Source organism: Arthrobacter melezitosi (genome assembly GCF_054511055.1).
This window is the reverse complement of sequence record NZ_JBTNDJ010000009.1, coordinates 94,572-112,774: the sequence shown is the minus strand read 5'-3', so window position 1 is coordinate 112,774 and position 18,203 is coordinate 94,572. Positions and strand designations below refer to the sequence as shown.

Below are 18,203 nucleotides of genomic sequence, written 5' to 3'. Positions count from 1 at the left end.
GTGGCTGGTATCCCGGGAGAAGCGCAGGCCAGTATCGCCGAGGCCGGAGGTCCCACTGAGGAACCGTTCCTCGATGACGAGGACTGGCAGTTCATCCGAACTCAGTCCGAGTCCGTGGACTGCGTCTTCCCCCAAGGGTGTCAACGTTGGCTCTGATGACCCAGACGAACGTCGAGATCGCTGGGGAGTGGTTTGGTTCAGGCTGGGTGAAAGCCAGCCATTGGAGCTGGTGGTAAGAGCCGATGATGGAACTCGAAGGACTGCTACCGTGGGCGGGGTGTCCGTCGATGACCACGCTGGTTTGCCGAACGTTTCGTTGGTAATCCCGGCATTCAACGAAGAAGCCGTGATCAGGCGTTGCCTGCTGGCGGCAATTCATCAGACCGTGGCGGCGGAGCAGATCATCGTGGTTGATAACGGTTCCACGGACGGCACGGGCGCCGTAGTGGCCCGGGTGCAGGAAGAACACCCCGGCACCGGGATCGTATTGCTCCAACAGAACGTAGAGCAAGGAATAATACCTACCCGGGACTTCGGTTTTCAGGCGGCGGTGAGTGAGGTACTGGGTCGTATCGATGCGGATTCCCTGCTGCAACCGGACTGGGTAGAACAGGTCCAACAGGCTTTCATGGATCCGGGCATCGCCGCTGTTACCGGTCCTGTGATCTACTACGATATGCCGTGGCGCCGGTTGGGGTTGAAGGCAGATAATGCGGTTAGAAAACTGGTGATGCGGTGGGCCTCACCCCGGTATCCGTTCCTGTTCGGCTCCAATATGGCGGTCCGCCGAACTGCGTGGGAACTGATCCGGTCCCAAACATGCCGGGATGCATCCGATGAGATGCATGAGGATATCGACCTGTCACTGCACCTCAGTGACAACGGGCTGGGAATCGCGTATCTATCAACCATGGTCGCTGGTGTCTCTGCCCGCCGCCTGGAGGATTCCCCTGGATGCTATCGACGCTACGTTGATCGCTTCGACCGGACCTACCGGGCTCACCAAGTAAACGGGTGGGCTTTGAAGGTGCCGTCGATGATTTTCCGGTCCATTTATTTGCCGTTGAAGCTTCTTCGAACAATGTACGCAGCGGGTGCCGTCATCTACAGTTCCGGCCTGAGGGCGTCGGCGGTAGCGCTCTACTCTTGGGCGTATCGGCATGAACGTCCTAGACACCTAAAAACCGGAGGTGGCGGAGGCTAACAAAGCTCGCGCCAGAGTCGCGGGATCTCCCAGGTTGTGAAGCAGCATTCGCCCACGGAGCCTAGAGTCAGAAAGGCCTGCCGGGCGGGTAAGTGACTTTCGGAGGACTCAATGACGACCACGCAGGACGGCCATGAAGACGATTGAGGAGTGAAGGGGTCAGACCCGGGGGGACAACTCCCGACAGCGGCGACCGTATCGCCGTCAGCTCGACAGAAGAACCATCAGGTTCGAGCCGGAAGAGAACACCCCGGATGAGAACGGCAACGGGGGGGGTCTGAGCGATCAGGAAATACGGCCATGATGATCAGGGGAACAGGCGCGCGAGCAGAACGGGGACCGGTCTCACATCCGCTCGATATTTTCGTTGTCCATTCCCCGCATCGACTCAGCTGTCAATGCGCAGCTTGAGGACATCGGCAGGAACTTACGCGTTTCTTCCAGCTTCGGGATTCCGATAGCTGACAGATCGCGAGGTGAGCGCAGCAGACATTGATGATGCCGTAATCGAGGTCCTCCGAGACGCAGTAGCCGGCAACAATCGCTACGCGGTGCTGTTGGGAGCGGGCGCAAAAGAGCTCGGAGACGATCGCCGGCTCTGCATAGGAGGCGGCGTCGACCGTCAGCCCGCAGTACCCAACAAATCCAGGACCGGAATGTTCTCAATCGCCAGGAGAGACAGCCTAGAGCTCTCGGATTCGATCAGCTGCGCCGCGCTCGGCTCGCGTACGTCCTCAACCGACGGGCGGCCCGAGGGGTTGATCCGCCGAGGTACGCGCGGATCCCGCTCCAACCACAGCTCCCGGACCGTCTGGCTGTCCTCTTCACGCAACCGGCGAAGCCGAAGTCGTTCCGTCCTCAGCTCGACCTGCGTTGAGGTGAATCCGGAGGTGGTCATGAAGGAAACCTACACGCGGGCCATGAATCCTCTATTCATGGCATGGCAGAAAGGTTCCTTTGAGCACGGCAGGTTTTGACTCTGGACGATCGGCCCGGTTTCCTTCCCTGGAGCGGAAGTAGGCTGACTGCCGGGCTGTGTTGGAACGGTTGATGCCACTCTGCTCATGATTTCGAGGCCGCTCATTTAGACGCTTGTTCCAGCTTCCGTAGGAATGTTGCCGCCCCTTCACCTGAGAAAGTTTCCTTTTCAACGGGGCGGCCCGAGATCGCCATGAGAAGTGCCAACGAGGTTCCTCTGACCGCGGAGCCAGAACCGTGCTCAAACCCCGAATCGGACGCTTGCAGACGAAATCCAGCTGCGCGTTCCCGGCCACCGCCCATAGAGATGCCGGTTTTGAGTTGATAATGCAAGGCCGCGCAGATCGACTCACTCGGGTAGGAACGCAAGATCCCCAGGGGACGCCGAATGTCCTCACCATGCACGATTATTTCGACGAGTCGAGTTGCTAGAGTAGCCGGCGGTGTCGTGGTTGCTTGGCGTATGCGGCGGAACTCGGTCAGGGTCGCTTCCGGAGTCGCGGCGCGCTCCTTGGCGATGCCGTTTGCGTTGTCCTTGTCGAAATCGAACTTCGCGGCGATCAGTCGACGCAGAAAGCCAAGACGAGTGGTCTTCGCGGAATCCACGAGATGAGCGACGACGTCGTGAATGTCCCAGCCGGGACAGAGCGAGGGCTGGGCCCATTGCTCCGGGGTGAGGGACTCAAGTTCTCGGATGAGGATCTGGCGTTCGCTGTGAACGGCTGGCCACACCGCCGCCGATGGTCGGGAATGCATGGGGCAATATAACCACGAAACGACCGGCCAACTAGGCGGGACTGTCCCATTGAGTGGATGAGGGAACCAGATCCAAGCATCAGGGCTCACCCCTTCCTGCCGAACCGGGGCCAGGCGGTACGGTCGAGCGATGGAAGCACCAGACCTGCTGTCATGGAAACGGCCGCCAGATAGCGCACCGCTGTCCGCCGCCATAACCCGTCTGCGATTTACCAGGAATCCTTGTGAGTGTTGCTGGCGTAGGCATGATGGTAATGCGCAAGCCGTTCTCCCTGATGCAAGCTGCTGCCATCAACCTGGTTCCGGGAAAACGCGACCCGAAACGAACAGTCAGGATCCTGCAGAAAGTCATCATAGTCGGCGGCATATTGTTCATTTTGTTTGGTGTGTACCTTGCAGTGAACCCGGTTTCCCATCATGACGGCGGCGCCGCTGCACGCTGGACACGGTACGTTGCATAGCGCTCCCGGCTTCCGCCAAACCAGTTCCACAAGTTCCTGGATATCGCACCGAACCCTGATCGATGCGCGTCACACGACCTGAAAGGTCCCTCCACTCCGAGGGGCCGTACCTTTCCCCCACAGCGCCGGCGTACGTATCACGTCGCAGGGACACCGCCCGCCAACCCGCAAACATAGGAGCAAGCCCGGTCCGGTAGGTCTCGTTCTGACCCCTCGCCGATGAGCGGTTCCGGAGGACAGGATGCCCGAGAGCTGGACTACGCCGAGTATGAGCCGCGGATGCTGTGCAGGACGCGACGCCTCCCGCCCGGCACAGCAAGCCCGGCCACCATTCGGTTCGACCTGAACACGTCCGGTGATCGTCAAACGGCAGATGATCGAGGCGGTTCGCCGCCCAGTTGATGCCTCCGCGCGCATGAGCTGCGATGAACCGCCGCGACAACACGAGGGGAGATGTGACCGAAGAGGTGATGCGCCGACATCTCACAGAGTCCCGATGAGCGTGCAGGCGGCGAGTATGTCCGTTGTCGGCTGAATAGGTCACTGAGAGGGGCGACGATCCTGACATCCATGATGGAAGTTTTGGTCGGGGCGGTGCCGAGGGGGCGGGTCAGCCGAGGATCGACAGGGCCCGTGGGACGCTGTTGATCGTGATGTCGGTGCTGGTTTCGACGGATTTCACCTCGCCGTCGATCTGGTACGGCATCGGCTTAAGCGTCGAGAACCGGTACCGCGTGTAGCTAGGTTGATCGCCCAGTCCCTTTGTGGTGGCGCGCAGAGCGGTCAGGAGAATTCTCCACTTGGCCATGTGCGGGAAGATGATGACCTCAAACTTCCCGTCCGCCGGGTGGTCATCGGCTTCGCTGAGGGTGGCGTACTTGGCCATTTCAGAGATGTTGGCGAACACGAGGCTGTCAAAGGTGCGGCGCTTTCCGTCGCTGTGGCGGATTTGGAAGGGCTTGAACTTCGAGAAGGTGCGCGCGACGGAGAACATCTCCTTGATGGCGCCCTTGCTGCCTTTTTCCAGATCGATCGCCATGACTGGGGTGAGCCCAAAACCGATATAGGAGTGCGCGTAAACCGGCTCGAACCCGGGCGCATCCATGCTGATACGCAGCAGGTCGATCCGGCGGACCTGGGCTTCAATGATTGCTTCGCCGAGCGGCTTGCGTCCGATAACGCGGCTGTGGTCGTTCGCGTTGCCGGCGGCCAGGACTGCGCAGACGGCGTCGTCGCTGCCGCTGGCCATGACTCCGTTGACGACTTCGTTGTATCCGCCGTCCCCGCTCACGGACACGATGAGGGCATTGGGCGCGGATGCTGCCTTCTGCGCGAGGTCCACTGCATGGCCGGCGTGTTCGGTGGGTTGCAGACGGATCTCGGTTTCAGGCAGTTCGGGCGCCAGCTCGTCGCGTAGCTCCCGGGCAAGCTTGGGGGCATCCCCGGTGCTGTTCGGGTTGAAGATGATCGTGATGGTGTCGAACCTGCGCGGTGCATTCAGCGGTGTACTCATGGGTCTTCCTTCGGTTGTCTGCTGGTTGTTGCCGGCGATGAGCGGCCTTCTTAGTCCCGGCGAGAGAAGGGTTATTCGGTGCTGTGGATGCTGCCTTAGGCGGTTCGACGTTCTTCGAGGTGGTGCGCGGTGCCGGTGAGGAAGATCAGAATGCGGGCGGTGACGGCCTCGGATGCGCTGCGGTGCACGGAGTGGTTGGCTCCACCGATTTCGGCCAGGAGGGCACCGACCGATTCCGCCTTCGCAGCGTTCGTCATGCCAGCCGTTGGCGTTTTGGTGGACCCGGAGCCGGACAGATCGAGGAGGACCACTGGACCGTGGGCGGACAGTTGGTCACCGAGGCGCTGAAAGTACCGGTGGTACATGCCGATGCCGTGAATGAGTACGATCACCGGCACAGACTGCATCTCCGGCGCCACGGGCGGGGAGGCCGCCGCGTCGGCGGGCCGGTAGGGAATCAGGTGGGCGCGGCTCTGCCGATCCCCGGCGGCAAGGCTCGCACGCCCGCCGGCGTGCTTCGCCCGATGATGCCGTGGTCTCACTCATGGGCTTATCCTGGGGAGTTTCCGATTGCTGATCTGCTGCGGGTCGTCCGCTGGACGGTTCCCGTGTCACCCGCACCGGGCGGAAGGCAAACAGGGTGATCCCCCTGCGGAAGCACGGGCTTCCACGGGGGGATCACATCACGTGGTGCTTAGGAGTTGGTGTAGTGCTCGCGGCTGCCGGACTTGGCCAGGCCGCGGGAGACCATGTAGCCGATGGTCAGGAAGGTGATGAGCTTCATGGCGTCGTGGGCGTTGAAGACGTCTCCACCTTCTCCGCCGTCGCCGACCACCAGGGCGGTGAGGGCGGTGGCGAGCACGATGGCGACATAGGCGAAGAACTCGGTGGTCTTCGTCGAAGCCTTCGTCTCGGTCGAGCGGCGGTCAGCGACCACCAGGTTGCCGTTGTGGGTGTCGGCGGGGTGGCTGTAACCGTTGTTGTTATTGCTGTTCGACATGGTGGATCTCCTTGAGAAGTGTGGGTGCCATTAGACGGCGGTGAACTCCGGTGGTCAGAGCGAGCGGGGCCACCTTGGGGATTTGGAGCATGAGGGCCGCGGGTTGCTTCACGGGATGCTCTACACCGTAGACTCTACGGTGTAGAGTTGTAAATAGCAAGGGGGCTTACTAAGAGGTGGTTACTGATGGTTCCGGCCAACCAGCACGATGGTCCCGTCGCCGCGGGGGGGGGGGGGGTCTGTCCACCGTGGCGTCTTTGGGGCTGCCGCCTCGGACCCGAAATCAAGCGGTGGGGATAAGCGGCGGAGCCCGTTGAGCCGCGGCGCCGTGCTGCGGGCCGCGCTTGAGCTGGTCGACGCTGACGGTCTGGAGGCCTTATCCATGCGGCGTCTGGGGCACCGGCTCGATCGGGACCCCATGGCGCTCTACCGGTACGCCGCCAATCGGGACGCGCTCCTGGATGGCCTGACCGAACTTCTGCTGGATCAGTGGGCGATACCGGGCGCCGCGGAGGGGGACGTCCCGGAAGCCTGGCAGGATCAGCTCCGCCAGGCCGCCCACCGCTTCCGCTCCCTGGTACTGCAGCACCCCCACGTAATGCCGCTGCTGGTGACCCGACCATTGTCCACCCCCCTGGGGCTGCGCCCGCCGGGTGCGCTGCGGCCTCTGGAACAGCTCCTCGCCGTCCTCACCCGCGCCGGGTTCGGGCCCTCGGGTGCGCTCCACGCCTACCGCGCCTACTACGGCTTCCTCATCGGTCACCTGATCAACGAGCTCGAGGAGTTCGTGGTCAACCCCGACGAGGACGAAGCGGGGCTGCGCCTAGGCCTGCACCGGTTGCCCCCGGAGGACTTCCCCCACCTGCGCCGCCTCGCCGCCCAGCTGCTGGACTACGACGGCGAGACCGAACTCGATCAAGGCATCACCATCGTCCTTCACGGCCTCCAAGCACAACTCGACGGCCCGGCACAGCGACCACAATAGTTACTCACATAGGGATCGGCCCGGCTATGACCTCCTGGGGGGAACAAGATCGCGCACCTGTGGGCGGCCCGGGCACTGAAACTGCCCACCTCATCCGCGTCCCGACCCAGGCGGCGGCAGGAGAAGCGGCCGTCATCGCGATGCCGCACAATATAGACTGGTGCGACGACACCGGCAGGAACAACCGGGCACAAGGCACTGCAGGCATCGAGCGTGCATCCTGTACGGAGCCGCGCAAGCCGCTCACCATCGCGCTGACCCGACCGTATTACCGGCGACAACAACCCAACGCGCCGGGAGCGGCCCGCGATGCGCAAGCCGATCCCTGAGCGGGCGCCTTGCGAACGGGCTCAACGCGGCGGGGGAGTGCTTTTCACAAAGTCTTGCGGTGCCTGACTCGGGCGTGGAGGCCTGGTGATGTGGATGGCGGCCAATGCTGCGGCGGGGTGGATCACAATCCATCCGGGTGCTGGTATTGGCGCATCGAAGGGCAGCACGCCCGTGAGCTGGCTGACCGCGGCCCAGGGACCCAGTGCAGCACCGAAGGCGGCGTCAGGGATCTCCTTAATCCCGGCAGGAGCCTTGTTGTTCCTCCACCGGGTTGTTTCCGCATCCGGTCTGGACCTGGACAGGATGCAGCGCATGAACACCGGGCTGATTCCGGTCCGCACCAATCCTTGACGCAGGCGTTTCGACAAGTACACCCACCGCGTTTAGCCCTACACGTGAAAGAGTCCCTCAGCGTGCGGGAAGTTCGCCGCTGTTGACGAGGTTGTTGGCGACCTCCAAGAGTTTGGAGTTGGTGCGTTGACTGGCGAAGGATAGCACCATGAACGCTTGTTGCCCGGTGATTTTATGGCGTTCCATGAGGATGCCTTTGGCCTGCCCGATGACGTCCCGGGAATCGACGGCCTCGTTGAGTTGCCGGTTCTTCTCCGCACCGGCGAACGCCACGGCGGCGTGGGATGCGACCAGTAGGCCAATGTTCTCGGACTCGTCGGTGAACGCGTTCGCTTCGTGTGAGTAGAGGTTCAGTGCGCCAAGGTCATCGCCTTCCACCCAGAGCTGGATGGACAGCATCCCGCGGGCCCCTGCCTTGGTGGCGCGTTGTGCGAAGAGCGGCCACCGCTGCTCCGCGCTCATGTCAGGGACACGGACGGTGCGGTGCTCATAAGCCGCTTCAAGGCACGGGCCCTCGTTGGTTTCCATCTGCAACGCATCGATACGCTCGGGCAGGTTCCCGGATGGGGCTTTCGATCCGATGTTTTTCCGCCCCAGGACCACACTGACGGAGCCCTCATCCGCTCCTGGGATCAGGTCCAGTGCTGCATGAACGAATCCGGCGAGAACAGCATCCCCGTCAGGCTGGTGCTACAGGGACCGGGCGAGTTCCGCGAGTTCGGTCGCCAGATCACGGGCCCGCTCATCCCCGTCATGGTGAGAGGACGGCATACCCCTGCCCACGCCGGGCTCCTCACTCACAGTCCGCACCTTCCTTCGGTTCGTTTCACGGTGCTCTCCTCGTACCTGATCCCCACTCTAGGCCCATCCCATACTTCCCTGTGTCCGGCACCTGGCAACCAATGGTTGATTCCCGGATCGGATGCCCCTTCACTGGGAAGAGTCCTCGGGTCAAGCAGCCGGCTTCGAGGGCGGCAGGGGTGCAGGGCCCACCGCCCTGCACCCCTGTTCACACACATGACCGAACCGCCACCCGACAGGCATTCACGCCGGTTGCAGGCGCCTAGTCACCGGCAATCCGCTCAGGCTGCTGGTGAAAGCGTTGTTCCGGTATCTAGGTGGTCTTTCGGAGTACTTGGAACAGATCCAGCAGGGTCTCGGTGCTGGATTGGTGCTTGTCTTGGCCGTTGAGCTGCTGTGCGCGGTCGATGATTTGTTGTGAGCTGACCACGACCTTGCGGTTGGTCCGTTGGCTGTACTGGCTGATCCGCTTGAAGGCGTCGGCGGCGTTCAGGCCGGCCCGTCCCATGAGGATGCCTTTGGCCTGTTCGATGACGGCGCGGTTCAGCGCGGAGGCGGCGACGGCCTCGTCGGCGAGCTGGTGCTGGTCGGCGTGGATCGAGCGGGTGAGGTCAACGACCAGGCCCCATACCCCAACCGGCTCCCCGCCGTCGTTAAGGAGGTCCGCGGACAACAGGATCTTGTGGAGTTGGCCGTTGACGTCACGGATCGATGAGTAGACCGATAGGGGCCCGCCTGTGCGGGGGACGTTGTCCCAGAAGGCCCGCATGGCGTCCCTGTCGTGTGGTTCGACGTGGGACAGACCCAGTTCCAGGGTCGGACCAATATCGCCGCGTTCATAGCCGCGGATCCGGCACGGCTGACCGGACCAGCGCAGGACACCGTCGGCGAAGTACTGCTCGACGGTGCCGGTCGGGCAGTCAATGAAGTACTCGATGCTGGACACGGCCTCGGCAAGGGACACAACCAGAACCGTGTGGCAGCATGCACCCTCCTCTCCCATTGGACCAGGGCCGGGGGTCAACACCGTGCCGGCGGGGCTCTGGGTGGAGCCGTGAAGCGGCCGGTGGTTGATGCCGTGGCACTTGGCCGGTCGCTGCCGCGCACTGCCGCAGTACGAACCGGCCGATCCAGGCGGTGCCCTGCGCGGGGATGTCTTGCTCGGTCACCTCCGCGATGAAACCGGGCAGCTGCGGTTGATGAGTTCCCGGTTGGCAGGTTTGGGTATCACCGCGAAGAAAGGCTTTGGTGCATTTCTTCAGTATCAACGGCACCGGGGTGGGCCATGATGTTGCGGCGCATCTGAACGGACGGGTTTCGTGCACGGTCCGCAGGGCGAGCTGCTGGGGTCGGAGAGATCAGGGAGCAGTAACCCACCAGTCCCGGGAGAGCCTGATTTTTCAGCATTGAGGCCGGCGCAGGCTTGTACCCTTTGGGGGAGGGCTGTGCGGTGGCGAGTTGTGCGGTCGGGGCGCTGCTTCTACTGTTAGGCATGACTTCCGAGGAGAACGCGGACGATTTCGAGCGCCTGCACGCGCTGATTTCCGGGACGGCGGACCTCAAGGCGTTCCTCGACGGTGTGACCGGTTTCGGGTCCGGGGTGATGACCCGGGTCACCGGTGCCCGGGTTGAGTGCGCTGTCACGCTGCGCCGCAGCAAGCGCAGCGCCACGATCGCCGGGAGCAGCGATGGTGCGATCCTGCTCGATGGCATCGAGCAGGATCTGGGCTTGGGGCCCTGTGTGGAGGCCCACCGGACCGGAGCCACGGTCCTTCTTGGAGATGTTTCCTCTGACCGGCGGTGGCCCGAGTACAGCCGGAGCCTCGGCCAGGCCGGGTACCTGAGCGTCCTGGGGGTGCCGATGGACCTTGAAACGGACTCCGTGGCCGTCCTGAACTTCTTCGCCCCCGCCACCGGGCTGTTCACCGCCGATACAATCCGAGATGCCGAACTGTTCGCCGACATGGCTGGCCGGGTCCTGAATCTTGCCCTGCGGACCGTCACTGCAGACCAGCTCTCCGGTGACCTCAAGTCCGCAATGGAGGGCCGGACCGCGATCGATGTGGCCTGCGGCATCATCATGGCCCAGAACCGCTGCTCCCAGCAGGAGGCCATGGACTTCCTGCTGCGCGCCTCCAGCACCCGTAACATCAAACTTCACAGCCTCTGCCAGGACATCGTGGCGCACGTCTCCGGCCAAAAGAAGGCCCACACCCACTTCGAGGACTGAACGCGTTCCGCCCAGGCGCCGGTTCTGGTTCCCTGCATCGGGCGGCGCTGCCGGGCCGTGACCGGCGGGAGAGGGCCGTTCGCGGGCAGTTTGGGTGCTCCCCTTGGATTAAAGGTGGAGGGTGCGGTTGAGGACCTGGGCGGCGGTGTCGTGGAGGGACTGGTTGTGCGAGCGGGCGAAGGTGCGCAGGCGCGCGAAGGCCTCGCTCATGTCCACGGAGGCGGTGTGGGAGATGACGCCTTTGGCCTGTTCAATGGTGATTCGTGAGTTCAGGGCGCGTTGGAGCTGATCATTGACGATCTGGCTCTCGCGGGCGGTGCGTTCCTGGATGAGGCTGATGGTCGCGACGTCGGCGAGGGCCTGGCCGATGGCGGCGTCCTCCTGGTTCAGCGCTCCGCGGTCCACACCGAACAGTCCCATGACCCCGATGGTGCGGTCGTGGATGCGCAGGGGGATTGCGTGCACGGACAGGAAGCCCTCATCTAGGGCGGCTTGACGGAAGGCCGGCCACCGCCCGGAGAGGGTGGTGATGTCATCGATGGTGACTACCGAACCGGTCTTATAGGAATCGATGCAGGGGCCTTCACCGGCCTGCAGCTGCAGGACCTCCACGAGCTGGCTCTCCTCGCTGGTCGAGGCAAGAAGCTGGAGTTCCCCATAGGGATCCGCCAGTAGAAGACCGGCCTGGGCGGCATCGAGGAGCCTCACGGACTCTTCAACAAGGATGTGGAGCAGCTCCAAGATGTCGAACTGCGTGATGAGGGTCTCAGTGAGCCTGAGGAAAGCGGCGCTGACCTGTTCGGGTCGCGTAATAGTCGCCATTGAAGCATTCTAGGCCAGACCGAGCCCCTCCGGGGGAGCGCTGTCCGTTGGAATGAAATCAAGGTCCCGGCGAATGACCTGCAGGGCCGTCTCCTGAAGGGTCTGCTGGTGCGAAAACGCATGTCCGCGCAGCAGCACAAGAGCCTGGGCCGCACTGACATTGGCCTGGGCAAGGACCATTCCCGTCGCCTGGTGAATCTCCCGCCGGGAATTGGGCAGCCCCGCCGGTCTGGACGAGGTGCCGGTGGTGAATCCGCCCCCGGAAGGGGGAATGGCGGGAGCATCGGGGTGGGCCTCGTGAAGGGTCCAGCGAAGCAGGGCCCAGGCGGTCTCGCCGGCCAGAACGTCAACAGCGAGACGTTCACTGCCGCTCAGGGAGCCCGGGCCTGTCCGGTACAGCTCAACAACGCCCAGGTCGATGGCTCCCACCGTGAGGGGGAAGACGAACAGCGCGGCCACATCGAGTCCGGCAAGGACCTCGCCGAAGGCCGGCCACACCAGGTGGGCACTCTGCTTGAGATCCGGGAGCAGGACCGGAAGGCGGGTGCGCACGGCGTCCCAGCGCGGCCCTTCACCCAGATCGAACTGGGCTTCCTCTAAGGTCCGGGCGACAGGGTCGCTGGCGGAAAGAAGGGTTTCGGCGTCGGTGGCGGTGAAAGCGGACACCGCCGCGCCGGTCACGTTGGCGCATTTGAGGAACGGCGCGCTCAGGCCCGCGCCGGGACCGGCACCGTCATCCCGGCCCCGGAGGGGACCGGAGGCGGGGGGGAGCGGTTCGCTCATAGGGAGTCACTCTCGGTAAATGAACTGGGAGCCTGTGGTCGAACTGTTTCCACCGGCGGACCGGAACCTACGGTGCCGCCGATTCACCGAAGGGAACAGCCCGTTATCTTATACCCCAAACCTACCGGTGGGGCAGCGAAAAAGCAGTTCAGCGGGGGGTCGGTGGTTTCCCCATCCCCTCCTCTGCCCATCCGCGCGCATCCTGTGCTCTGCTTTTCCCGCGCTCAGCCCGCTGCCCTTTACTGCTCGGACTTGCTGAAACGGAAGTTTCCGGCCACCCGGCAATCCTTGACACTCCGCCGCCATCCGCGCAGGCTGAGATTGTTACCCCGGACCCTGGTATCGACTCGTTCCTCACGACTATCAGGGAGTCCACATGACACCGGAAGCAGGACCTTTCCACCCCAGTACACACCACATCGGGATGCCGTCTGGACGCGCGGGTCCACCGAAACCCCCGGCCACCGGAACGCATCTGGTGCCCCGCGCCGCTGAACCGCCGTCTCGTCGACAGGCCGCCGAGAGTGTCCGCAGCGGCTCCGTCGTCAAGGTGAGCTCGCTGCATGTTTTGGATCAGCTCGAAGCCGCCCTGGAGGAAGCCGGTCACTTCATCAGCTCCGACTCACCCGCGGTCGGTCCGACCCTTACCCGCCGCTCCTCGTTGAGGACCAGTCACCTATCGCCCACCTCGAGCACGCATTCACCGGCTGCGACGCCGTCGGCCAGGTCGGGGGCATCCTGATGGCGCGGCAGGAACCCGGCGCCGCCAACGGTGTGGTGCTTCCGGAAACCGGAATCTCGACCCGCCCTGTGGTGGAATCTGCAGACGCACCACAACGGGCGGCGCCGACGACACTAACAGAGCGCAGCACCGGAAGTCCGAGCGGACAACGCCACCGGCAGCCGCCCGATCTTCCTCCGGGCATGGATATAGGCGTAAACCAAGAGGAAGAAACAATGGAGACCAGTACAACCACCATCGAGATGTACCAGTGGCCCGCCAGCCAGCTGCTAAGCATCGCCGCGAACATGGTCTCTCAGACCTGGAATGAGCGTTTCGCCCATCTGGGTATGACCCATGCGGCGGTGCTTGCATTGCAGGAACTGGCAGCTGAACAGCCCATCTCGCAGGCACAACTGGCCGCCCGGCTGCAGGTCCGCAGTCCGACATTGAGCAAGACACTGCAGGGCCTCGAAGAGCGGGGCCTTATAGCCCGGGTCGGCGTTCACGGCGATCAGCGGCACGTCATCATCCGCCTCACCCACCGTGGAACGGAGATCCTTCTCAGCGTAAAGGAAGTGGAAGGGTCCTTTGAAGCATCCGATGCACGTCTCCTAGACGGAATACGGGCGGACCTTGTCGAAATTCTCCGCCCCCGCCCCGATATGTGAAAAACACGCCAGGCAGCCCCACGGTTCCTGCCCCGAGGTAGCAGGGCAGCCTAAGATCCGGGGCGGTGTGCTCCCATGCAGGTGCCGCACGGATTCTGCCGGCGCCGGTGCACAAATCCGCGACCGCACCCGACAAAACCAAAAGTTGCGCATCATTGCCACCGCGGCCAAAGTAGTAAGCATGCTGATGATCAGTTATTCGCGACAGTGAAGCGATCGGCCGGCGGACCCACCGCGGCTCCGGCACCACCGTAATCAGCCGCGGCGGCGCCTTGGAGCAACAAGTTTCTTAGCTCTTGAGGTACCCGGCGTTCCACCGATCCACCTTCATCGCAGTCACAATTTTAGGGAAAATCCATGATCACGCAGCACAATCTCGACACCATCCTGTCCACGGGCGGCAACGTTGTTGACGCCCGGGGCACCAAGGTCGGTTCCATCGGCCAGATCTACGTCGATGACCACACCGGAGATCCCAACTGGGTCACGGCGAAGACCGGGCTCTTTGGCACCTCCGAGTCCTTCGTTCCCCTTCAGGGCGCCGAGGCCGACGGCAGCGATGTCAAGGTCCGCTACAGCAAGGACCAGGTCAAGGGTGCACCGCGCATTGAGGTGGACGGTGCCCTCAACCCGGACGAAGAAGACACCCTGTACCGGCACTACGGCCTGGCAGGCGGCTTCCAGGGTACCGCCGCGAACACCTCGACTGCGCCCCTTGTCACGGGAATCGGGACGGGCACGACCGGCTTCAAGCAGGGTTTCCAGTCCGGTGATGAGCGGATCGACCGTTCAGGCGAGGGCAGGGCGGTCGGTCACGACATCTCCGGACCGACCACCGATGAAGCGATGACCCGCTCCGAGGAACGGCTCCGGGTCGGAACCGAAACCCGGGAAGCCGGCAGGGTGCGCCTGCGCAAGTACGTGGTGACGGAAACGGTCACCAAGACGGTCCCGGTCCGGCGCGAGGAGATCCGCATCGAGCGCGAACCCATCACCGATGCGAACCGGGGCAACGCCATGGACGGGCCCGGCATCAGCGAAGAGGAACACGAAGTCGTCCTCCGCGAGGAGAAGGTCGTCATCAGTAAGGAAGCCGTCCCCGTCGAGCGTGTGCGCCTGAACAAGGAAACGGTCCAGGCCCAGGAAACCGTGTCCGGGGAAGTGCGTAAGGAACAGATCGAAGTGCTGGACGCTGAGAACCCCGGCAAGGCCGACCGCCGATAGTCCATCGAATACCCGGGCGCCGTCATCGGCTCCCGGGGAAGTTCCTTCCGCAGGCCGGCGTACGGTCATTGGAAGTGCACTACATGAATATGTCCGGCATCCCGGTCGACGAGCGCGGTGCCGGACAGCAGTGCGAAACACCATTCCAAGGAGAGTCATGGCACAGGACCACAACGCAGGCGCGAGCACACCGAAGGGCCGGCGCAACGATGTCGTCAACGCCCAGAAGGAAAAGTTCGGGGGCATCAAGTTCGGGTCAGCCTTCTTTGGTTGGCTGACCGCGACCGGTATGACGGTCATCCTGAGCGCCCTGGCCACCGCGATCGGCGTGGGAGTCGGAGCCGCCAACAACACCGATGCGGGCGAAGCCGCCAGCCAGGCAACCCAAAACGCGGAAACCGTCGGTATTGTCAGTGGCATCGTGCTGGCAGTCATCTTGTTCCTCGCCTACTACTGTGGTGGCTACGTCGCCGGCCGCATGGCTCGTTTCGACGGAGTCAAGCAGGGCCTCGCGGTCTGGCTGTGGGGCATCATCATCGCCATCGTTGTCGCCATCCTCGCCGCAATCGCGGGAGACCAGTTCAACGTCCTCTCACGCATCGGCGGAGCGCCCAGCATCCCCGTCGACGGTAGTCTCCTGAGCGCCAGTGGTCTCATCGCCCTGGCCATCGCCGTCCTGGTTCCCCTTATCGGGGCGATCCTTGGCGGCAAAGCCGGCATGCATTTCCACCGGAAAGTCGACCAGGCCGGCATCGACCACCAGGCCGGGCTGACCTCCTAACCCAATACACCAGGCCTAGCCGGGCCCGTGATTTTCACTACTGCGGGCCCGGCCAGGCCGTCTTCCATCACTCCACCAGATTGTTGAGGCAAGGCACCATGCCAAACGAGGTCCCCACTAATGCACACGACAGCTCCACACCCCGCGCCGGACAGGATCCAGCCGACCAGGACGTTTTTGATGAACCTTCCGAAGGGGATTCCGGGCAGGCAGAAAACTTTCTTGACAAGCTCTCCGAAGCTCCCGCCCTCGAAGTGGACGAAGACAGCTTGGTGAAACCTGAAAACAGCTGAGCCCTAGGGTTATCTTGGCAGCACGGTTTGGGGGAGGCTAGGTCCGCAAGAGGAGGTGAGCAGGTGCCCGTCGGGATGTTCTGGCTGTGAGCGGCTTGAGCGGCACCGCCATCAGTGGAATGTCGAAGGTCGCCTCCCGGCAACGAGAGCTCGCTTCTCACCTGCCTTCCCATCATGACATCAGCACTACTTGACGGGCCTGGGGAGTTGGACCGGCGCTCCAGGGGACGCCTTCATTAGGTGGACGTCTGGTCAACTTTGTCCGGATCCTTAGGATTCGGTAACCACGACGCGTATTAGCCATTCCTCCACGGCGACACTATTTCCGGGCCGGACCGCCTCCAAAAACCCACATTGAACCGGAGGCCGTGATTCTCGTTCACCCCGCCCGCGAAAGCCTGGTGAAGGTGCGGCGGGTTCGAGCGTTCGAAGCAATAGTCAGGTTGTTTTCCGGTCTCTGGTCGTCTCTTTTTACGCTATCGAACTTCTGAATGAGGACGCATACCGGCATCGAAGCCCATGCGGCTCTTTCACCTCCAAAGCCCGGGCGACAGGGTCGGTGGAGGAGAGCAGCGTTTCGGCGGCAGTGGCACTGAAGATAAACACTGCCGCGCCTGTCACGTTGCCGCATTTCACGATCGGCGCACCGAGGCCCGCGTCGGCATGGGCAAAGTCATCGCGCCGCTCGACGGGGCCAGGGGTTGGTGAAAGCGGTTCACTCATAGGGAGTCACTTTCGGTGGGCCAACAGGAGGCCTCGGGTCGAGCGGTACTCCGTCGGCGGACCGGAGCCGGGCGGACACCCCGCCGCCAAATATCAACGAAGGAATCAGCCAACTACTTATACCCGCAAACCTGCCCGTGGCGCATGGACAAATAAGTTCCGGCGGTGGTGCACGAATTGATCTACGCTGGTATTGCTGCCCGAGACCCCGTCAGTGCTTACGACCGGAAACTCCGGCCGGATTCCAGGCAAGGGGTCAGCACATGCAACCTGGCAGCGAAGCATCCGGTGCAGTCCGATCCGATGTTCCAGCAGTCCCTTCCCACGGTGTGCCACCACGGCAACCGGCCATGGCCCTCAGGAATAAGGACAAAGCCGTGCGGAGGGTTCAACTGCTGCCTCAGAACAGTGTGGTCGCATCCTATGCCGCGCTCTTGAAGGAGGTGCGGCGGGACGGTCTCCTGGTGAGATGCAGGCGTTTCTACCTCACCGTGATCCTGATCCTGATGCTGGCTGCAGGCGCCGCGGCGGCAGGATTTCTGCTGCTCGGCGATACCTGGTTTCAGCTGATCATCGCCGGCGTCCTGGGTATCATCCTCACCCAGTTCGCGTTTTTGGGGCACGAGGCCTCCCACCGGCAGATTTTCACGTCGCGGGCGGTCAACGACCGGGTTGGGCGGTTTCTTGCCGCCGGGGTGGTGGGGATCAGCTACGCGTGGTGGATCGACAAGCACACGCGCCACCACAATGACCCGAACACTGTGGGGAAGGACCCGGACATCGCCATGGGCACTCTGGCGTTCAGGGAGGAAGACGCAGCCCCGCGGACAGGTTTCCAGGCATGGTTTACCCGGCATCAGGGATACCTGTTCTTCCCCCTTCTAAGCCTTGAAGGCCTCAACCTCCACGTGCAGTCCATCCGGACCCTCACCCGACGTCGAAAGGTCGAGGGCCGGTGGCTGGAACTGGCGCTCATTGGTTCACGATTCGGAGCCTATCTGGGCATACTGTTCTGGTTCCTGCCAGCTGGATTGGCAGTGGCGTTCTTGGGGGTTCAGCTCGCCGTCTTCGGGATATACATGGGGGCTTCATTCGCCCCAAACCACAAGGGAATGCCGATGCTTCCCAACGACGGCGGCCTCGATTTCTTCCAACGCCAGGTCCTGACCTCGCGCAACGTGCGCGAGGGTTCCTTCGCCAACACCGCGTTCGGCGGCCTGAACTTCCAGATCGAGCATCACCTGTTCCCCGACATGCCCCGCCCCCACCTGCGCCGGGCCGCGGTGATCGTCCGCAAACACTGCCAACGCCTCGGCATCACCTACACCGAGGTCGGCGTCCTGCGTTCCTATGCCGCGGTGATCACCCATCTCAACCGGGTCGGCCTCGCCGCCCGGGATCCCTTCGACTGCCCCCTTGCGCACCTCTACCGCCGCCGCTGACCGGGGCGCCATGCTACCTGGAAGCGGAAAGAGGATCCAGAACGCAGGAGCCGGCGACCCGGCGCAGGACCGTCCCTCCTCCCCGCGCTCCAAGAACCGGACCGTGTACCTTCCCCTGCCGAATCCTCGTCCCC

19 protein-coding genes and 1 pseudogene are annotated in these 18,203 nt (G+C 63.2%); 10 read left to right on the top strand and 10 right to left on the bottom strand.

Going from position 1 to position 18,203, the window contains the following annotated elements; all coding sequences use genetic code 11:
• Positions 1-277 precede the first annotated feature (277 nt).
• Positions 278-1,204 (top strand): glycosyltransferase family 2 protein, encoded by a 927-nt coding sequence (locus ACX80W_RS11415; protein WP_459283323.1) that lies wholly within the window; start codon positions 278-280, stop codon positions 1,202-1,204.
• A 622-nt stretch (positions 1,205-1,826) separates the two neighbouring features.
• On the opposite strand, the gene ACX80W_RS11410 is transcribed toward ACX80W_RS11415, so the two are convergent.
• Both ACX80W_RS11410 and ACX80W_RS11405 read right to left on the bottom strand, forming a co-directional pair.
• Positions 1,827-2,102 (bottom strand): hypothetical protein, encoded by a 276-nt coding sequence (locus tag ACX80W_RS11410; RefSeq protein ID WP_459283321.1) that lies wholly within the window; start codon positions 2,100-2,102, stop codon positions 1,827-1,829.
• A gap of 182 nt (positions 2,103-2,284) precedes the next feature.
• Complete coding sequence (locus tag ACX80W_RS11405; protein WP_459283319.1) at positions 2,285-2,938, bottom strand: maleylpyruvate isomerase family mycothiol-dependent enzyme; 654 nt, start codon at positions 2,936-2,938, stop codon at positions 2,285-2,287.
• Between the two features lie 224 nt (positions 2,939-3,162).
• Here ACX80W_RS11405 and ACX80W_RS11400 point away from each other — a divergent pair, with 224 nt between their 5' ends.
• A complete protein-coding gene (locus ACX80W_RS11400) occupies positions 3,163-3,399 on the top strand; it encodes a hypothetical protein (protein WP_459283318.1) in 237 nt (78 codons plus the stop codon).
• Positions 3,400-4,009: 610 nt separating this feature from the next.
• Here the strand turns inward: ACX80W_RS11400 and ACX80W_RS11395 are convergent.
• The 3 genes from ACX80W_RS11395 to ACX80W_RS11385 all read right to left on the bottom strand — a co-directional run bounded on the left by ACX80W_RS11395 (position 4,010) and on the right by ACX80W_RS11385 (position 5,912).
• On the bottom strand, positions 4,010-4,912 hold the full coding sequence (locus tag ACX80W_RS11395) for a diacylglycerol/lipid kinase family protein (RefSeq protein WP_459283316.1): 903 nt from the start codon (positions 4,910-4,912) through the stop codon (positions 4,010-4,012).
• A 95-nt stretch (positions 4,913-5,007) separates the two neighbouring features.
• Positions 5,008-5,304 (bottom strand): alpha/beta fold hydrolase, encoded by a 297-nt coding sequence (locus ACX80W_RS11390; RefSeq protein WP_459283314.1) that lies wholly within the window; start codon positions 5,302-5,304, stop codon positions 5,008-5,010.
• Positions 5,305-5,606: 302 nt separating this feature from the next.
• Positions 5,607-5,912, bottom strand: coding sequence for a hypothetical protein (locus ACX80W_RS11385; RefSeq protein ID WP_459283312.1), 306 nt, complete (start codon positions 5,910-5,912; stop codon positions 5,607-5,609).
• A gap of 313 nt (positions 5,913-6,225) precedes the next feature.
• Here ACX80W_RS11385 and ACX80W_RS11380 point away from each other — a divergent pair, with 313 nt between their 5' ends.
• Entirely contained in the window at positions 6,226-6,897 is a 672-nt protein-coding gene (locus ACX80W_RS11380) for a TetR/AcrR family transcriptional regulator C-terminal domain-containing protein (protein WP_459283310.1), read from the top strand.
• Between the two features lie 423 nt (positions 6,898-7,320).
• Entirely contained in the window at positions 7,321-7,578 is a 258-nt protein-coding gene (locus tag ACX80W_RS11375) for a hypothetical protein (protein WP_459283309.1), read from the top strand.
• 57 nt (positions 7,579-7,635) lie between these two features.
• Here ACX80W_RS11375 and ACX80W_RS11370 read toward each other — a convergent pair whose 3' ends face one another.
• The 3 genes and pseudogenes from ACX80W_RS11370 to ACX80W_RS11360 all read right to left on the bottom strand — a co-directional run bounded on the left by ACX80W_RS11370 (position 7,636) and on the right by ACX80W_RS11360 (position 9,343).
• Complete coding sequence (locus tag ACX80W_RS11370; protein ID WP_459283349.1) at positions 7,636-7,851, bottom strand: ANTAR domain-containing protein; 216 nt, start codon at positions 7,849-7,851, stop codon at positions 7,636-7,638.
• A 3-nt stretch (positions 7,852-7,854) separates the two neighbouring features.
• Positions 7,855-8,238: pseudogene (locus ACX80W_RS11365) on the bottom strand (GAF domain-containing protein); the annotation flags it as partial.
• A 454-nt stretch (positions 8,239-8,692) separates the two neighbouring features.
• Positions 8,693-9,343: an ANTAR domain-containing protein gene (locus tag ACX80W_RS11360; RefSeq protein ID WP_459283307.1), complete on the bottom strand. Its 651-nt coding sequence runs from the start codon at positions 9,341-9,343 to the stop codon at positions 8,693-8,695.
• Positions 9,344-9,871: 528 nt separating this feature from the next.
• Here ACX80W_RS11360 and ACX80W_RS11355 point away from each other — a divergent pair.
• A complete protein-coding gene (locus ACX80W_RS11355) occupies positions 9,872-10,609 on the top strand; it encodes a GAF and ANTAR domain-containing protein (RefSeq protein WP_459283305.1) in 738 nt (245 codons plus the stop codon).
• A 108-nt stretch (positions 10,610-10,717) separates the two neighbouring features.
• On the opposite strand, the gene ACX80W_RS11350 is transcribed toward ACX80W_RS11355, so the two are convergent.
• Together ACX80W_RS11350 and ACX80W_RS11345 are read right to left on the bottom strand one after the other, a co-directional pair.
• Positions 10,718-11,431 carry a GAF and ANTAR domain-containing protein gene (locus tag ACX80W_RS11350; RefSeq protein ID WP_459283303.1) on the bottom strand — a complete coding sequence of 238 codons (714 nt, stop codon included), beginning with the start codon at positions 11,429-11,431 and terminating at the stop codon, positions 10,718-10,720.
• A gap of 9 nt (positions 11,432-11,440) precedes the next feature.
• A complete protein-coding gene (locus ACX80W_RS11345) occupies positions 11,441-12,214 on the bottom strand; it encodes a GAF and ANTAR domain-containing protein (RefSeq protein WP_459283301.1) in 774 nt (257 codons plus the stop codon).
• Between the two features lie 741 nt (positions 12,215-12,955).
• On the opposite strand from ACX80W_RS11345, the gene ACX80W_RS11340 reads away from it, so the two are divergent.
• The 5 genes from ACX80W_RS11340 to ACX80W_RS11320 all read left to right on the top strand — a co-directional run bounded on the left by ACX80W_RS11340 (position 12,956) and on the right by ACX80W_RS11320 (position 18,069).
• The gene (locus ACX80W_RS11340) at positions 12,956-13,606 is read left to right on the top strand and encodes a MarR family winged helix-turn-helix transcriptional regulator (protein ID WP_459283299.1); all 651 of its coding nucleotides are present in this window, start codon (positions 12,956-12,958) and stop codon (positions 13,604-13,606) included.
• Positions 13,607-13,963: 357 nt separating this feature from the next.
• On the top strand, positions 13,964-14,830 hold the full coding sequence (locus tag ACX80W_RS11335; protein ID WP_459283297.1) for a DUF2382 domain-containing protein: 867 nt from the start codon (positions 13,964-13,966) through the stop codon (positions 14,828-14,830).
• A 157-nt stretch (positions 14,831-14,987) separates the two neighbouring features.
• Positions 14,988-15,611 carry a hypothetical protein gene (locus ACX80W_RS11330; protein ID WP_459283295.1) on the top strand — a complete coding sequence of 208 codons (624 nt, stop codon included), beginning with the start codon at positions 14,988-14,990 and terminating at the stop codon, positions 15,609-15,611.
• A gap of 98 nt (positions 15,612-15,709) precedes the next feature.
• Positions 15,710-15,904 carry a hypothetical protein gene (locus ACX80W_RS11325; RefSeq protein ID WP_459283294.1) on the top strand — a complete coding sequence of 65 codons (195 nt, stop codon included), beginning with the start codon at positions 15,710-15,712 and terminating at the stop codon, positions 15,902-15,904.
• A 1,073-nt stretch (positions 15,905-16,977) separates the two neighbouring features.
• Positions 16,978-18,069, top strand: coding sequence for a fatty acid desaturase family protein (locus tag ACX80W_RS11320; RefSeq protein ID WP_459283292.1), 1,092 nt, complete (start codon positions 16,978-16,980; stop codon positions 18,067-18,069).
• Positions 18,070-18,203 lie beyond the last annotated feature (134 nt).

Excerpts from the sequence above, each read along its gene's own strand:
- ACX80W_RS11410 (WP_459283321.1), bottom strand. The coding sequence starts at position 2,102 with ATGACCACCTCCGGATTCACCTCAACGCAGGTCGAGCTGAGGACGGAA.
- ACX80W_RS11405 (WP_459283319.1), bottom strand. The coding sequence starts at position 2,938 with ATGCATTCCCGACCATCGGCGGCGGTGTGGCCAGCCGTTCACAGCGAA.
- ACX80W_RS11395 (WP_459283316.1), bottom strand. The coding sequence starts at position 4,912 with ATGAGTACACCGCTGAATGCACCGCGCAGGTTCGACACCATCACGATC.
- ACX80W_RS11385 (WP_459283312.1), bottom strand. The coding sequence starts at position 5,912 with ATGTCGAACAGCAATAACAACAACGGTTACAGCCACCCCGCCGACACC.
- ACX80W_RS11375 (WP_459283309.1), top strand. The coding sequence starts at position 7,321 with ATGGCGGCCAATGCTGCGGCGGGGTGGATCACAATCCATCCGGGTGCT.
- ACX80W_RS11355 (WP_459283305.1), top strand. The coding sequence starts at position 9,872 with ATGACTTCCGAGGAGAACGCGGACGATTTCGAGCGCCTGCACGCGCTG.
- ACX80W_RS11350 (WP_459283303.1), bottom strand. The coding sequence starts at position 11,431 with ATGGCGACTATTACGCGACCCGAACAGGTCAGCGCCGCTTTCCTCAGG.
- ACX80W_RS11345 (WP_459283301.1), bottom strand. The coding sequence starts at position 12,214 with ATGAGCGAACCGCTCCCCCCCGCCTCCGGTCCCCTCCGGGGCCGGGAT.
- ACX80W_RS11340 (WP_459283299.1), top strand. The coding sequence starts at position 12,956 with ATGGCGCGGCAGGAACCCGGCGCCGCCAACGGTGTGGTGCTTCCGGAA.
- ACX80W_RS11335 (WP_459283297.1), top strand. The coding sequence starts at position 13,964 with ATGATCACGCAGCACAATCTCGACACCATCCTGTCCACGGGCGGCAAC.
- ACX80W_RS11330 (WP_459283295.1), top strand. The coding sequence starts at position 14,988 with ATGGCACAGGACCACAACGCAGGCGCGAGCACACCGAAGGGCCGGCGC.
- ACX80W_RS11325 (WP_459283294.1), top strand. The coding sequence starts at position 15,710 with ATGCCAAACGAGGTCCCCACTAATGCACACGACAGCTCCACACCCCGC.
- ACX80W_RS11320 (WP_459283292.1), top strand. The coding sequence starts at position 16,978 with ATGGCCCTCAGGAATAAGGACAAAGCCGTGCGGAGGGTTCAACTGCTG.